Annotated in this window: 9 protein-coding genes and 2 pseudogenes; 5 read left to right on the forward strand and 6 right to left on the reverse strand. The window is 72.1% G+C overall.

Annotated elements, in window-relative coordinates; all coding sequences use genetic code 11:
• Positions 1–40: 40 nt before the first annotated feature.
• Genes Q2K21_RS33390 through Q2K21_RS33405 form a run of 4 tightly spaced genes read right to left on the reverse strand, consistent with a single transcriptional unit; the run spans position 41 to position 6,049 of the window.
• A complete protein-coding gene (locus Q2K21_RS33390; protein WP_310779067.1) occupies positions 41–1,885 on the reverse strand; it encodes an ATP-binding protein in 1,845 nt (614 codons plus the stop codon).
• A 47-nt stretch (positions 1,886–1,932) separates the two neighbouring features.
• A complete protein-coding gene (locus tag Q2K21_RS33395) occupies positions 1,933–3,531 on the reverse strand; it encodes an acyl-CoA carboxylase subunit beta (protein WP_310779070.1) in 1,599 nt (532 codons plus the stop codon).
• Positions 3,528–5,258 (reverse strand): acyclic terpene utilization AtuA family protein, encoded by a 1,731-nt coding sequence (locus tag Q2K21_RS33400; RefSeq protein ID WP_310779073.1) that lies wholly within the window; start codon positions 5,256–5,258, stop codon positions 3,528–3,530. The genes Q2K21_RS33395 and Q2K21_RS33400 overlap by 4 nt, the downstream gene beginning before the upstream one ends.
• A complete protein-coding gene (locus Q2K21_RS33405) occupies positions 5,255–6,049 on the reverse strand; it encodes a TIGR03084 family metal-binding protein (protein WP_310779076.1) in 795 nt (264 codons plus the stop codon). The genes Q2K21_RS33400 and Q2K21_RS33405 overlap by 4 nt, the downstream gene beginning before the upstream one ends.
• Before the next feature lie 136 nt (positions 6,050–6,185).
• On the opposite strand from Q2K21_RS33405, the pseudogene Q2K21_RS33410 reads away from it, so the two are divergent.
• The 5 genes and pseudogenes from Q2K21_RS33410 to Q2K21_RS33430 all read left to right on the forward strand — a co-directional run.
• Positions 6,186–6,718: pseudogene (locus Q2K21_RS33410) on the forward strand (ATP-binding cassette domain-containing protein); the annotation flags it as partial.
• A 148-nt stretch (positions 6,719–6,866) separates the two neighbouring features.
• Positions 6,867–8,120: an RNA-guided endonuclease InsQ/TnpB family protein gene (locus Q2K21_RS33415; protein WP_310779078.1), complete on the forward strand. Its 1,254-nt coding sequence runs from the start codon at positions 6,867–6,869 to the stop codon at positions 8,118–8,120.
• Positions 8,121–8,180: 60 nt separating this feature from the next.
• A pseudogene (locus Q2K21_RS33420) lies at positions 8,181–8,930 on the forward strand (ATP-binding cassette domain-containing protein); the annotation flags it as partial.
• A 123-nt stretch (positions 8,931–9,053) separates the two neighbouring features.
• Positions 9,054–10,010, forward strand: a complete 957-nt coding sequence (locus Q2K21_RS33425; protein ID WP_310779080.1) for an EamA family transporter — start codon at positions 9,054–9,056, stop codon at positions 10,008–10,010.
• A gap of 248 nt (positions 10,011–10,258) precedes the next feature.
• Positions 10,259–11,347 (forward strand): MBL fold metallo-hydrolase, encoded by a 1,089-nt coding sequence (locus Q2K21_RS33430; protein ID WP_310779083.1) that lies wholly within the window; start codon positions 10,259–10,261, stop codon positions 11,345–11,347.
• Positions 11,348–11,459: 112 nt separating this feature from the next.
• Here Q2K21_RS33430 and Q2K21_RS33435 read toward each other — a convergent pair whose 3' ends face one another.
• Together Q2K21_RS33435 and Q2K21_RS33440 are read right to left on the reverse strand one after the other, a co-directional pair.
• The gene (locus Q2K21_RS33435) at positions 11,460–12,584 is read right to left on the reverse strand and encodes a lipid II:glycine glycyltransferase FemX (protein WP_310779086.1); all 1,125 of its coding nucleotides are present in this window, start codon (positions 12,582–12,584) and stop codon (positions 11,460–11,462) included.
• Between the two features lie 191 nt (positions 12,585–12,775).
• Entirely contained in the window at positions 12,776–15,640 is a 2,865-nt protein-coding gene (locus Q2K21_RS33440; protein WP_386275903.1) for an FAD-binding and (Fe-S)-binding domain-containing protein, read from the reverse strand.
• Positions 15,641–15,696 lie beyond the last annotated feature (56 nt).

Consider the following 15,696-nt stretch of genomic DNA (forward strand, 5'->3'; position numbering starts at 1 on the left):
GCATATCGATACAGTCCCGCGCCCCTTAAGGGGCGCGTCACTACTCGGGGCTTTGAACCACTGCCAAGAGGGCCCCGACCTCGACCTGCCGGCCAGGGGCGACGTGGAGGGCCGTCAGCGTCCCTGCGGCGGGCGCGGTGATCTTGTGCTCCATCTTCATCGCCTCCAGCCAGAGCAACGGCTGGCCGGCCTGTACGGCGGCTCCGGCGGTCAAGCCGTCGGCGATCCGTACGACCGTTCCCGGCATCGGCGCCAGCAGTGAGCCAGGGGCGTGGTCGGCGGTCGGCTCGTGGAAGCGGGGCAGGGCTGTCAGCGCCGTCGCACCGACGTACACCCTGTCGCCATACCTGCTGACCTCGAACTTCTGTCGCACGCCGTCCACTTCGAGGACCACGAGACGCGCGTCCGCGTGCACCACCCGCACCCCGTCCGCAGCGAGGCCCCCACGCGTGTGCCGGTAGACGACCTCATGCTCCTCGCCCGCCACGAGATACCGCTTGACCTGCGGCTGTGACGGCAGGTTGCGCCAGCCACCCCCGAACCGCGAACGGCCATGCGCGTCCGCCAGCGCCGCGGCCAAGGGAGCGTACGGGTCGGCGGCGGGCTCGGTCAGGTCGGGCAGGTGGCGGTCGTAGAAGCCCGTGTCCATGCGGGCGGTCGTGAACTCCTCGTGGCGCAGGGAGCGGACGAGCAGGTCTCTGTTCGTCACCGGGCCGTGGATCTCGGACCTCTCCAGGGCGCCCGCCAGTTTGCGAATCGCCTCCGCGCGCGTGGGGGCGTGGGCGACGGCCTTGGCGAGCATGGGGTCGTAGTGGACGCCGATCGCGTCGCCGTCCGTGTATCCCGTGTCCAGGCGCACGTCCGGTATGGCGAGGCGGTGCAGTGTGCCGGTCTGCGGGGCCCAGTCCCGCGCCGGGTCCTCGGCGTAGAGGCGGGCCTCGATCGCGTGGCCACGCGCGTGTGGAGGGTCGTTCTCGAGGGCCGCGCCCTCCGCGACCCGGATCTGGAGCGCCACCAGGTCGATCCCGAACACCGCCTCCGTGACCGGATGCTCCACCTGGAGCCGCGTGTTCATCTCCAGGAAGTGCGCCCGCCCGTCCGCGACCAGGAACTCCACCGTGCCCGCGCCGACGTAGTCGACGGCGCGGGCGGCCCGTAGGGCCGTCGCGCACAAGGATTCGGTGAGTTCGGACGTCAGACCGGGTGCCGGGGCCTCCTCGATCACCTTTTGGTGCCGGCGCTGGAGGGAGCAGTCCCGGGTGCCCAGCGCCCACACCGTGCCGTGTGTGTCGGCGAGGACCTGCACCTCGACGTGGCGTCCGCCCTCCACGTAGGGCTCGACGAAGACCTCGTCGTCGCCGAAGGCGCTCAGCGCCTCCGCGCGCGCGGCCGTCAGTTCGGCGTCCAGGGCGTCCAGGGACCGTACGATCCGCATGCCGCGTCCGCCGCCTCCCGCCGCCGCCTTGACCAGCACCGGCAGGTCGTCGGCGGTGACCGTGGCCGGCGACTCCAGGCCCATCAGCTTCTTGGCTCGGGTCTTGGAGGCCATCGCCTCGATCGCCTCCGGCGGCGGGCCGATCCACACCAGGCCCGCGTCCTGCACCGCGCGCGCGAAGTCGGCGTTCTCGGACAGGAAGCCGTAGCCGGGGTGCACGGCGTCGGCGTCGGCCGCGAGGGCCGCCTTCACGATCAGGTCGCCACGCAGATACGTGTCGGCGGGCGCCGCTCCCGGCAGTCGTACCGTCGCGTCGGCCACGCGCGCGTGGAGCGCGTTCTCGTCGGGGTCCGAGTGCACGGCCACGGTCCGGATGCCCAGCTCACGGCAGGTACGGAAGATGCGGCAGGCGATCTCGCCGCGGTTCGCCACCAGAACGGAAGTAATCACGGGGCCTCACATCCGGAAGACGAAGACACGGAAGTAGTCACAGGGCCTCACATCCGGAAGACGCCGAACCCGCCACGCGCGCCCTCGTAGGGCGCGGTGTGGATCGCGGACAGGCACAGGCCGAGGACGGTGCGGGTGTCGCGCGGGTCGATGACCCCGTCGTCGTACAGCCGCCCGGACAGGAACATCGGCAGGGACTCGGACTCGATCTGCTGCTCCACCATGGCGCGCAGCGCGGCGTCCGCGTCCTCGTCGTAGGGCTGTCCCTTCGCGGCCGCCGACTGCCGGGCGACGATCGAGAGGACGCCGGCGAGCTGCTGCGGGCCCATGACGGCCGACTTGGCGCTGGGCCAGGCGAACAGGAAGCGCGGGTCGTACGCCCGCCCGCACATGCCGTAGTGACCGGCCCCGTAGGAGGCGCCCATGAGCACGGACAGGTGCGGGACACGGCTGTTGGACACCGCGTTGATCATCATCGCGCCGTGCTTGATGATGCCGCCCTGCTCGTACTCCCTGCCGACCATGTAGCCGGTGGTGTTGTGCAGGAAGAGCAGCGGGATGTCGCGCTGGTTGGCGAGCTGGATGAACTGGGCCGCCTTCTGGGACTCCTCGCTGAACAGCACGCCCTGGGCGTTGGCCAGGATCCCGACCGGGTAGCCGTGCAGGGTGGCCCACCCGGTGCACAGGCTCGTCCCGTACAGCGGCTTGAACTCGTCGAAGTCGGAGGCGTCGACGATGCGGGCGATGACCTCGCGCGGGTCGAAGGGCACCTTCAGGTCGCCGGGCACGACTCCCAGGAGTTCTTCCTCGTCGTACTTGGGAGGGGCTGCCGGGCCCGGGTCGGCGTACGCCTTGCGGTGGTTGAGGCGGGCGACCACGCGTCGCGCCTGACGCAGGGCGTCCTGCTCGTCGACGGCGAAGTGGTCGGCGAGGCCCGACACGCGCGCGTGCATCTCGGCGCCGCCCAGGGACTCGTCGTCGCTCTCCTCGCCGGTGGCCATCTTCACCAGCGGCGGCCCGCCGAGGAAGACCTTGGCGCGCTCCTTGACCATGATCACGTGGTCGGACATGCCGGGGATGTACGCGCCGCCGGCCGTCGAGTTCCCGAAGACGACCGCAACGGTGGGGATTCCGGCGGCGGACAGGCGGGTCAGATCACGGAAGATGGCGCCGCCGGGGATGAAGATCTCCTTCTGGGAGGGCAGATCGGCGCCCCCGGACTCCACCAGGCTGATGCACGGCAGCCGGTTGGCGAGCGCGATGTCGTTGGCGCGCAGGGCCTTCTTCAGGCTCCACGGGTTACTGGCGCCGCCCCGCACGGTCGGGTCGTTCGCGGTGATCAGACACTCGACGCCCTCGACGACGCCGATGCCGGTGACGAGGGAGGCGCCCACCGCGTAGTCGCTGCCCCAGGCGGCGAGCGGGGACAGTTCCAGGAAGGGCGTGTCCGGGTCGAGGAGCAGCTCGATGCGCTCGCGGGCGAGGAGCTTCCCGCGCGCTCGGTGCCGTTCGACGTACTTCGGGCCGCCGCCCGCGAGGGCCTTCGCGTGCTCGGCGTCGAGGTCGGCGAGCTTGGCGAGCATGGCGTCGCGGTGGGCGAGGTAGTCGGGGCCGCGGGTGTCCAGGGCCGAGGACAGGACGGTCAAAGGAGGGCCTCCGGTATCTCCAGGTGGCGGGCGCGCAGCCATTCGCCGAGGCCCTTGGCCTGCGGGTCGAAGCGGTGCTGGGCGGCAACGCCCTCGCCCAGCAGCCCCTCGACGACGAAGTTCAGGGCGCGCAGGTTCGGCAGGACGTGGCGTACGACGGGCAGGGCGGCCGTCTCCGGGAGGAGTTCGCGGAAGCGGTCGACGGTGAGGGTGTGGGCGAGCCAGCGCCAGGCCTCGTCCGTGCGGACCCACAGTCCGACGTTGGCGTTCCCGCCCTTGTCGCCGCTGCGGGCCCCGGCGACCCGGCCGAGGGGGGCGCGTCGGGTGGGGCCCCCGGGCAGCGGTTCGGGCAGGGGCGGCTCCGGTACGTCGTCGAGTACGAGCGTGTCGTGGGCCGGGGCTATAGGGATCCGGTGTCCGTCGTGGAGGACCGCCACATGGTCGACGGCGCCATGGGGGACGTGGACATCTTCGAAGACTCCATACGGTGAGCCCTTCCCCGGTGGCGCGACCATATGGAATCCGGGGTAACTCGCGAGCGCCAGTTCGACCGCGGCCCCGCTCAGCGCCCGCCCCACCACCTCCGGGTCCCGGTCCCGGACGACGAGCCGCAGCAGCGCGCTCGCCGTCTCCTCGGTCGGGGCGTCGGGGTGCTCGGTGCGGGCGAGATCCCAGCGCACTTCCGCCGGGAGGGACTTGGCCGCGTCCAGTGCCGCCTCCATCTGGGCCCGGACCAGCGCCGCCTTGGCCTCGATGTCGAGCCCGGTCAGCACGAAGGCGACCTCGTTGCGGAAGCCGCCGAGGCGGTTGAGGCCGACCTTGAGGGTCGGGGGCGGCGCCTCCCCGCGTACGCCCTCGATCCGCACCCGGTCGGGCGCCTCCCGCGTGAGCCGGACCGTGTCGAGGCGCGCGGTGACGTCCGGGCCGGCGTACCGGGCCCCGGCCGTCTCGTACAGGAGTTGCGCGGTGACCGTGCCGATGTCCACGACACCGCCGGTGCCGTCGTGCTTGGTGATGACGCTGCTGCCGTCCTCGTGGAGTTCGGCGAGCGGGAAGCCCGGGTGCCGCAGCAGCTCGGGCGGGTGTTCGGCGAAGAAGGCGTAGTTGCCGCCGGTGGCCTGCGCCCCGCACTCCAGGAGGTGCCCGGCGACCACCGCGCCCGCCAGCCGGTCGTACTCCTCGGGCCCCCAGCCGAAGTGGGCGACGGCGGGTCCGGTGACGAGCGCGGCGTCCGTCACGCGCCCGGTGACCACGACGTCGGCCCCCTCGCGCAGGCACGTGGCGATGCCCTGGCCGCCGAGGTAGGCGTGGGCGGCGAGGGCGGCCATGGGGGTCCCCCCTGGTCGAGCGCGATCGAGACCTGGGGGGAGGGAGGCGGTGAGGTCGTCGCCCTCGACATGGGCCACGCGTACGGGGATTCCCAGGCGGTCGGCCAACTCGCGTACGGCGTCGGCGAGTCCGGCCGGGTTGAGACCGCCGGCGTTGGCCACGACCCGTACGCCCCGCTCGTGCGCGAGCCCCAGGCACTCCTCCAACTGCCCCAGGAACGTGCGCGCATAGCCTCCGGCCGGGTTCTTGAGGCGGTCGCGGCCGAGGATCAGCATCGTCAGCTCGGCGAGGTAGTCGCCGGTGACGACGTCGAGGGGGCCGCCGGTGAGCATCTCGCGCAGGGCGTCGAAGCGGTCGCCGTAGAAGCCGGAGGCGTTGCCGATGCGGAGGATCGTCACCGCGCGGCCCCCTTCGGCGCCCGTCCGGCGCCGGGCGGACCGGCGAAGGCCTGGGCGATGTCGAGCCAGCGGTCGGCGTCGGGGCCGGTCGCCCGTACGGCGAGGTCGGCGCGGTGGGCGCGCTGTGTGACCAGGAGGCAGAAGTCGAGGGCGGGGCCGGTGACGCGCTGGGGGGCGTCTTCGGGGCCGTAGGTCCACAGGTCGCCGGACGGAGTGGTGAGTTCGACGCGGAACTCACCGGCGGGGGCCGGCAGACCGTGCACACCGAAGGCGAAGTCACGCGCCCGCACCCCGATGCGGGCCACATGCCGCAGCCGGCCGGTAGGTGCGCGCACCACACCGAGCGCGTCCGCGACGTCCTGGCCGTGGGCCCAGGTCTCCATCAGTCGGCCGGTGGCCATGGAGGCGGCCGACATGGGCGGGCCGTACCAGGGGAAGCGGACGCCGGGCGGAGCCGCACGCAGGGCCGTGGCGAGCGCGGCACGTCCGTCCCGCCATCGCGCCAGCAGTTCGTCGGGCGGGAGTCGGGCACCTTCCTCCGCCCCTTCGTCCACGAAGGACGCGGGAGCGGCCAACGCCTTCTCGACGAGCCCGCGGAACGCGTCCGCATCGGTCACCGCCAGCAGGGCCGAGCGGTCGGTCCAGGCGAGGTGCGCGATCTGGTGCGCGATGCTCCAAGCGGGGGCGGGGGTGGCGAGGGACCACTCCTCCGGGCTCAACTCGGCGACGAGCCGGTCGAGTTCTTCGCTTTCCTCACGCAGGTCTTCGAACACGGGCGTCGGGTCGGCCATGGGGCGAGGATGTCAGCGGGGGCAGAAACAAGCAAGCGTGCTTGCATGGAAATTTCGGTATGGCCACGTGCCCGCGCGCACCACCCTGCGGGTCGATACGCCCGGGCCCCCAGACCGTCATGTCCGCCCGGCCCGTTCGTGGGAGATCTCCACCGGCCGCATGACCCTCGGTCAGCTCCTCGCCTTCGCCGCCTTCCTCGGCTATCTGTACCCGCCCGTACGCGGCCTCGCCCAGCTCGGGCTCACGGTCACGGCGGCGACGGCGGGCGCCGAGCGGCTGATCGAGATTCTGGACGTGAAGCCCTCGGTGAGCGACCCGGGTCGCTCCTCCCAGGCTCCGGCCGGCCGGCCCGGCGGTGCCGTGGAGGTGCGGGATGTCTCCTTCCGCTACCCGGGCGCGGACAAGGCGGCGCTGGAGGGCCTGTCCTTCGCCGTCAGCCCCGGCGAGTTGGTGATCATCACCGGGCCGAGCGGCGCGGGCAAGTCCACGGTCTCCAAGATGCTGCTGCGCTTCTACGACCCCGACTCCGGCTCGGTCCATCTCGACGGCACCCCGATCGGCGACTTCCCGCTGGCCCGGCTGCGCGAGTGGCGAGCGACCAGGCGATCGTCGAGGCGGCGCAGGCGGCCGACGCGCACGACTTCATCATGAAGCTGCCCGACGGCTACCGGGATTCATTCGCAGTGCACCGGCGTTCACGCCGGTGGTGAAGCGAATCTGGACGCGGCGACGCGGAGCGTCGCCGAATCGTTCCAGCGGAGCTGGATTCGGCTGATCCGTCCCGGGCTGTCGGTGACTGGTGTTAGCGTCCGGTTCATGCAGCTTCGGTATGCCTTCCGTCTCGACCCGACGCCGGGTCAGCGCAGCGCGCTGGCGAGGGCGTTCGGGTGCGCGCGGGTGGTGTACAACGACGCGATCGCGGCGCGGGAGCGGGCGCGGGCGGCGGGGGAGGCGTTCCCCACGGCGGCGGTGCTGTCGAGGACGCTGGTCACCGAGGCGAAGAGGACCCGTGAGCGGCACTGGCTGGGCGAGGTGTCGGCGGTGGTGCTGCAGCAGTCGCTGCGGGATGCGGAGAGCGCCTACCGGCACTTCTTCGCCTCCCTGAAGGGAGCCCGGAAAGGAGCGCGGGTAGGGGTGCCCCGCTTCAAGTCCCGCAAGGACGAAAGGCAGGCGGTCCGGTTCACCGCGAACGCGCGCTGGAAGATCACCGAGGCCGGGAGGCTGTTGCTGCCGAAGATCGGCGAGGTGAAAGTGCGCTGGTCGCGCACGCTGCCCGCCATCCCCTCCAGCGTCACGGTGATCAAGGACGCGGCCGGGCGATACTTCGCCTCCTTCGTCATCGACACCGACCCGGAGCAGGACCGGACCCGCTTCAGCGAGCCGGACCCCGGCAGTGCCCTCGGTATCGACCTGGGCCTGACCCTCCCCCAGACTCCGTCCGGGGGGACCCCCATCGCCGTCCTGTCCGACGGCACGAAGATCGACTCCCCGCGGTTTTTGCGCCGCGCCGAGAAGAAACTGAAGAAGGCCCAGCGGGAGCTGTCCCGCAAGCAGAAGGGATCCAGGAACCGGGAAAAGGCCCGGCTGAAAGTCGCCCGCGCCCACGCGCAGGTAGCTGACGCGCGCCGCGAGTTCCACCACCAGCTCTCCACCAGGCTGATCCGCGAGAGCCAAGCGGTCGCGGTGGAGGATCTGGCGGTCCAGGGATTGGCGCGCACCCGGTTGGCCAAGAGTGTGCATGATGCGGGCTGGTCCCGGTTCGTGGGCATGCTGGAGTACAAGGCGAAGCGGTACGGCCGGACCTTCGTGAAGGTCGGCCGGTTCGAGCCCACCAGCCAGGTGTGCTCCACCTGCGGCCACCGCGATGGTCCCAAACACCTCGACGTGCGGGAATGGACCTGCACGGCCTGCGGCACCCTCCACGACCGGGACCACAACGCCGCGAAGAACATCAAGGCCGCCGGACTGGCGGTGACAGCCTGCGGAGCGCCGGTAAGACCAGAACCCGTTCTGGCACAGCGCGAAGAAACAGGAAGCCACGGAAGCCCGCCCGATGCCCGTGCCGCGTAGCGGCACAGCACCGAGCGAGCAGGCCAGAGTCTCCCTCCTTCAGGAGGGAGAGCAAGTCAAGACACCCGGATCGACCCCAACTCGGCCCGGCTGTCCGGTGGCCAGATGCAGCGGCTGGCGATCGCCCGCGCCATCCTGCGCGACGCGCCGGTCCTCGTCCTGGACGAGCCGACGACCGGCCTGGACGCGATGGCCGCGCGCCGGGTCGTCAGACCGCTGCGGCGCCTGACGACCGGCCGTACCACGATCATGATCACGCACGATCTGAACCTGGCGCCCGACGCCGACCGCATCCTCGTCGTGGACCAGGGCCACATCGTGGAGACGGGCCGCCACGACGAACTGCTGGCCAGGGGCGGGGCGTACTCCCGACTGCACCGGTCACAGAACAACGCGATCATGGACACGGGAGAGCTGCGGCTGCCGCTGTTCGTCCAGACGGGCGCGGCGTCGGCGGGGGCCGTGGGTGCGGCACCCGTGGCGGTCCCGATGGAGTACGCGGGCGGGGTTCCGGCGGGACAGCAGCCCGTCGGCGGCGACCCCACGGGGTACGCGGCCGCCGCCCCCGGCGGTGTTCCCTCGGGCCACCAGGGCGGCTGGTTCCCCGACCCGTACGCGTCCTCGCATCCCCAGGACTTCCCGTTCGCGCACACGGCCGACGCATACACCGACGTCGAGTACACGACCGACGGATACGCCGACGTCGAGTACACGACCGCCCCATATACCGACGCGTACAACGCCGTCCCCGACCACCTCCCCGACGGCCGCCCGCTCTTCCGCGACGAGAGTCCCTGGCACGGCGGCTGATCACACCCCGTCATCACCAGTACAGGCGCATCAAGGGTTCACACACCTGACTGAGTCCATTACCCTGGACTGTCAGGTACACCATGCTGAACAAACGTTGAGTTGAGCCCCCTGGACGGCCCCGTGAACACCCCGAGCACCACCCCCTCCACCCCGGCCCCGGTCGCGTCCGCGCCGGACCCCGCGACCGCAGCGCCCGGCGGGGAGCGCCGCGGGGGTTCTCTCGGTCCCGTGGGACTGGTGCTCGCGGGAGGTGTCTCCGTGCAGTTCGGCGGGGCCCTCGCGGTGAGCCTGATGCCTCGGGCCGGCGCGCTCGGCGTGGTGACGCTGCGGCTCGTCGCGGCGGCCGTCGTCCTGCTCCTGGTCTGCCGTCCCCGGCTGCGCGGGCACTCGCGCGCCGACTGGGGCACGGTCGTCGCCTTCGGCATCACCATGGGCGCGATGAACGGCCTCTTCTACCAGGCCGTGGCCCGCATTCCGCTGGGCCCCGCGGTCACCCTGGAGGTCCTCGGCCCGCTGACCCTCTCCGTCCTCGCCTCCCGCCGCGCGGTGAACCTGATCTGGGCGGGCCTCGCCCTGGCCGGCGTCTTCCTGCTGGGCGGCGGAGGCTTCGGCGACCTGGACCCGGCGGGCGTCGCCTTCGCGCTGGGCGCGGGCGCGATGTGGGCGGCGTACATCGTCTTCAGCGCCCGTACGGGACGGCGCTTCCCGCAGGCCGACGGGCTCGCGCTGGCGATGGCGGTCGCGGCGGTGCTGTTCGTGCCGCTGGGGATCGCCGAGTCGGGCACGAAGCTGCTCGTACCCACGACGGTCGGGCTGGGCGCGGCCGTGGCGATGCTCTCCTCGGTACTCCCCTACACCCTGGAACTCCTCGCCCTGCGCCGCCTGCCCGCCTCCACCTTCGCGATCCTGATGAGCCTGGAGCCGGCGATCGCCGGGACCGCGGGCTTCCTAATCCTCGGTCAGTCCCTGACTCCGCTCCAGGCGCTCGCGATCGCCCTGGTCATCGCCGCGAGCATGGGAGCGGTACGGACCCAGGTGGGGCAGGGCCGGGCGAGGGTGGCGGAGCCGGAGGGCTAGCTGGGGTCACTGAAAATCTCGGTGCAGGGCGTCTGGCTGTCGGCCGGGCGCCCTTCCTTGCTCTGCGGCCGCCGTGGGCGACGAGCAAGGCGATGACCCGTTCGGCCCGGGGTGCCGGCGGCGGTACTCGCCTTGCCGGCGGCAAGGCAGCCACCGGTCGCTGTTCTCCATCTCGGGGCTTGTGGTTTACCGTTCAACCAAATAGTTTATCGATCGATCCAGATCTGCCCCCTCGGAATGGACATCCCATGACACACCCCACAGAACCGGCCGCTTCGAAACGTCGCACCTTCCTCAAGCGCGCCGCGGTCGCCGCTGCGGTGCCTGCCACCGCCACGCTGCTGGGCAGCGGCCTCCCCGGCACCGCCTTCGCTGACGGGTCCCCAGTGCTCCCCGATTACGCGCCCATCCCCTCGGCATCGGTCGGGCCCGGGCTCAACGAGGACGGCTATTTCGTCGGCCAGATCAAGGGCAACCTCTACTGGGTCACCGATTCCTACTACCAGGCCATGTTCCTGACCACGCAGGACGGCGTCGTGCTCGTCGACGCGCCGCCCACCATCGGGCACAACCTGCTGCGCGCCATCGACAAGGTGACCCAAGCCAATGGCATGCCCGGGAAGGTGACCCATCTGGTCTACTCCCACTCGCACGCCGACCACATCGGCGCCGCGTCCCTCTTCGGCAAGGACGTGGTACGCATCGGCCACAGCGAGACCCGTCGGCTGCTGCGCATCGACGCCGACCCCAACCGTCCGGCGCCCACCGAGACCTTCGACAACCGCTATGTGCTGAAGGTGGGCGGTGAGCGTCTCGAGCTCGCCTACCACGGCCCGAACCACTCGCCGGACAACATCTTCATCTACGCCCCGGACTACGCGACGCTGATGGTCGTGGACGTGCTCTACCCCGGCTGGGTGCCGTTCAAGAGCCTCGCGGTGTCGCAGGACATCCCGGCCTGGATCAAGGCCCATGACGTGGCCATGGACTACCCGTGGACCACCCTCGTCGGCGGTCACCTCGGGCGCCTGGGCGTCCGCGCCGACGGCCAAATCCAGAAGGAGTACATCGCAGACCTGGAGACCAGCACCCGCAAGGCCATGACATCGCTGGACCCCACGCCGTACTTCCAGAAGTACGGGCCTTCCGGAAACTCCTGGGCCATCTTCAAGACCTACCTCGACGCGGTTGCCGAAGAGGCGGCGCGCCCGGTCGTCGCCAAGTACACCGGCACCCTGGCCGCCGCTGATGTCTACACCGTGGACAACGCCTTCACCATGCTGGAGTCGCTGCGCATCGACGCCGGGATCCTTGGACCCTTCAGCATCCGTCCGTAACCACCACGACCCGGTGGGCCGGTCCGTCGCGAGGACGGACCGGCCCACCGGCGCGCGGGCGGGGCCTCGAACCCGTCAAACGATGCGAGACGAGCCACTGGCTGGGCGACCCTCACCGGCGCGACATGTACAGCTCCAGTGCCTTGTGCAGCAGGCGGTTGAGCGGGAAGTCCCACTCTCCCAGGTACTCCACCGCGTGTCCGCCCGTGCCGACCTTGAAGCGGAGCAGGCCGAGGAGGTGATTGGTGTCCTCCAGGGTGTCGGTGATGCCGCGCAGGTCGTAGACGGCGGCGCCCATGGCGTGGGCGTCGGTCAGCATGCGCCACTGGATCGCGTTGTTCGGCTGGACCTCGCGTCTGCGGCCGGTGGAGGCGCCGTACGAGTACCAGACGTGCGTACCGACCGTCAGCATCGTCGCGGCGGCCAGGACCTCGCCGTCGTGGTGGGCGAGGTAGAGCCGCATGCGGTCCGGGTCCTCCGCCGTCAGCGCGGTCCACATCCGCTGGAAGTACGGCAGGGGGCGCGGGATGAAGCGGTCGCGTGCGGCGGTCTCCGTGTAAAGGGTGTAGAAGGCCGGGAGGTCGTCGTAGCCGCCCTGGACCACCTTCACGCCCGCCTTCTCGGCCTTCTTCACGTTGCGGCGCCACTGCTGGTTGAGACCGCGCTGGATGTCGTCCAGTGTCCGTCCCGCGAGCGGCACCTGGAAGACGTACCGGGGCTGACCGGCGGCGAAGCCGTCCTCGCCGCCCGGTTCGCTCTGCTGCCAGCCCATGCGGCGCAGCCGGTCCGCGATCCCGTCCGCGCCCGGCTCGTGCTCGGTCGCCGGGACGTCCCCCAGCCGCCGGGCTCCCGGGTCCGCGATCGCCGCCTTGACGGCGTCCGCGCTCCAGCGGCGTACGACCACGGGCGGGCCCATCTTCACCGAGAACGCGCCGCGGCTCTTGAGGTACGCGAGCAGCGGCGCCAGCCACCGGTCGAGGTCCGGCGCGTGCCAGTCGATCACCGGGCCCTCGGGCAGATACGCCAGATACCGCTTGAGCTTCGGCAGCGGACGGAACAGGACCAGTCCCACCCCGGCCGGCCGGTCTCCGCCCTCCTCGAACCAGCCCAGGCTCTCCGCCCGCCAGTCCGGCTTCACCTCGCCCCACGAGGGCACCTGCATATGGCTGGCCGACGGGCGCGACGCGATGAACGCCAGGTGTTCTTCCCGGGAGACCGGGCGGAGGCGGAGGGTCATGCGTGGGGCTCCCGGGGGTGTGGGTGGCACGTGGACGCTGGTACGGACGCCGGCCGGACCGGGATCGGCTCCCGGCGCCGGGATGTCGCGGTCACCGCCCAGGGCGAGGGCCCGATGGGCCCCGCCCCTTCATCCTTCCGAGGAGCTCCGGTGCCTCCACGTCGCCCGCGCGGAGTTCACCGCGTTGGTCGTCACTCCTTGGCCCTTTCCAGCCCTTCCGCCAGTACCTCCGCGAGGTGCCGCGCTCCGACGCCCGCCAGCTGCTCCAGCTGGGTGCGGCAGGAGAAGCCGTCCGCCAGGACGACCGCGTCCTCCGGCGCCGAACGCACCGCCGGGAGCAGCTGGTCCTCCGCGCATGCCCTCGACACCTCGTAGTGGCCCCTCTCGAAGCCGAAGTCGCCCGCGAGACCGCAGCAGCCGCCGGTCAGTTCCCCGGTCAGGCCCGCCGCCGCGCGCAGCCGGCGGTCGGCCGCCTCACCCAGGACCGCGTGCTGGTGGCAGTGGGTCTGGCCGACCGCCGGGCGGTCCACCCGCGGCGGCGTCCAGTCCGGGGCGTGCCGCTCCAGGGCCTCCGCGAACGTCACCACCGCCGCCGCCAGGCGCCCGGCGCGCGGGTCGTCGTGCAGCAGCTCCGGCAGGTCCGTGCGGAGCGCGGCGGCGCAGCTCGGTTCCAGGACGACCACCGGGGCGCCTGCTTCCAGTACCGGTTCCATCAGGTCGAGCGTGCGGCGCATGACGGTGCGGGCGCGGTCCAGCTGGCCCGTGGAGACGTAGGTCAGGCCGCAGCAGACCCGGCCGCGAAGGGGTGCCTTCGGCCGTGCCGTCGGCGGCAGCACCACCGTCAGCCCCGCCGCCTCCAGCACCCTTACGGCAGCCTTTCCCACGGACGGCGACAGGTGCTCCGTGAAGGTGTCCGGCCAGAGGACGACCCGGGGGCCGCCACGGAGCCGCCGACCGGATTCCCTTCTCCACCACCTGCTGAACGTCTCCCCCGCCAGGCTCGGGATCTCCCGCTCGGGCGCGATGCCGCCCAGCCGCTTGCCGAGCGCCGCCAGCGGCCCCACGGCGGCGAGCGCGTTGACCACCGGAGCCGTGCGGGTGCGTGCGACAGCCCGCAGCCACACGGGCAGCCACCCCATCGTGTAGTGCGCGGCCGGTCTGCGCCGCCCCGCGTAGTGGTGGTGCAGGAACTCCGCCTTGTACGTGGCCATGTCGACGCCCACCGGGCAGTCCGTGCGGCAGCCCTTGCAGGACAGGCACAAATCCAGCGCGTCCCGTACCTCCGTCGAGCGCCAGCCGTCGGTGACCACCTCGCCCGCCAGCATCTCGTGCAACAGCCGGGCCCGCCCGCGCGTGGAGTGCTCCTCCTCGCCGGTCGCCCGGAACGAGGGGCACATCACCGAGGAGCCGGACACCGTCGTCGTACGGCACTTGGCGACGCCCACGCACCGCCGCACCGCCGCCGAGAAGTCGCCGCCGTCCGCCGGGTAGCCGAAGGCGACGTCCACCGGCTTGCGGGGCAGCACCGCGAACCGCAGGTTCTCGTCCAGCCGCGCCGGTCGTACCAGCATGCCGGGGTTGAGCAGGTCGTCCGGGTCCCAGACGTCCTTGACGCGCTCGAAGAGGGCGACCAGCTCCGGCCCGTACATCTTCGGCAGCAGTTCCGCCCGTGCCTGGCCGTCGCCGTGCTCCCCGGAGAGCGAGCCGCCGTGGGAGACGACCAGTTCCGCGAGCTCCCCGGAGAAGCGGCGGAAGCGGGCGATGCCCGCCTCGGTCAGCAGGTCGAAGTCGATGCGGACGTGGATGCAGCCGTCCCCGAAGTGGCCGTAGGGCGCACCCCGCAGGCCGTGGTCGGCCAGCAGGCGCCTGAAGTCCCGGAGGTAGTCGCCGAGTCGGGCGGGTGGCACCGCGCAGTCCTCCCAGCCCGGCCAGGCCTCGGTCCCGTCCGGCATCCGGGTCGCCGTGCCGCTCGCGTCCTCACGCAGCCGCCACAGGGCCCGCTGTCCGGCCGGGTCGGTGACCACCGCGGCGTCCGTGACGTCCGCCGCCCGGACGATCGCCTCCGCACGCGCGCGTGCCTCCGCCTCGCTCGCGCCGCCCGCCTCCACGAACAGCCAGGCGCCGCCGCGCGGCAGCCCCGCCGACGGCGGTACGAGGTCGGCGGCCATGCCCTCGACGGTCAGCGGCCCGTGCCGCAGCAGTCCGGCCGCCGCCTGGGCCGCCGCGGTCTCGTCCGCGTACGCCAGCACGGCGAGCGCACGCGCGCGGGGTGCCTCCACCAGGCGTACGACCGCCTCCGTCAGGACGCCCAGCGTGCCCTCGGAGCCGCAGAAGGAGCGGGCCACGTCGGCGCCCTTCTCCGGGAGCAGCGCGTCCAGCGCGTACCCGGAGATGCGGCGCGGCAGGAAGGGGAAGCCGGTGCGCAGGAGCGCCAACTCGCTCTCCACCAGGGCGTCCAGGCCCTCGGGAGCGCCCCGCCGGCCCCGGCCCAGGGTCAGCGCCTCGCCCCGCGCGGTGAGCACCGACAGCTCGCGCACGCTGTCCGCCGTCGTGCCCCAGGCCACCGAGTGGGAGCCGCACGCGTTGTTGCCGATCATGCCGCCCAGGGTGCAGCGGGCGTGCGTGGAGGGGTCCGGGCCGAAGCGCAGGCCGTGCGGGGCGGCGGCCTCCTGGAGGCGGTCCAGGACCAGACCCGGCTGGACCACGGCCGTGCGGGCCTCGGGGTCCAGGGACAGGATCCGGTTCATGTACCGGGTGAAGTCGAGCACCACGCCCGTGCCCGTCGCCTGCCCGGCAATTGACGTCCCGCCACCGCGGGCGACGACCGGCACCCCGTGCGCACGGCACACGCTCAACGCCGCCGCCACGTCGTCCGCGTCCCGCGGCGCCACCACGCCGAGCGGCACCCGCCGGTAGTTGGAGGCGTCCATGGTGTGCAGTGCCCGCGCCGTCGTACCGAAGTCGACCGTGCCGCGCACCGCCGCGCGCAGCCCCTCACGCAGGGCGCCGACGTCCGCGTCGGGCGCCCGCTGCCGCCGTTCCCCAAGGTCCGTCATGTGTCCCAGGATGCATCCGGCCACTGAAGGTGACCGTCCCCGGGCACACCGGATCT

The sequence above is a fragment of the Streptomyces sp. CGMCC 4.7035 genome, from assembly GCF_031583065.1.
Taxonomy (GTDB): Bacteria; Actinomycetota; Actinomycetes; order Streptomycetales; family Streptomycetaceae; genus Streptomyces; species Streptomyces yaanensis.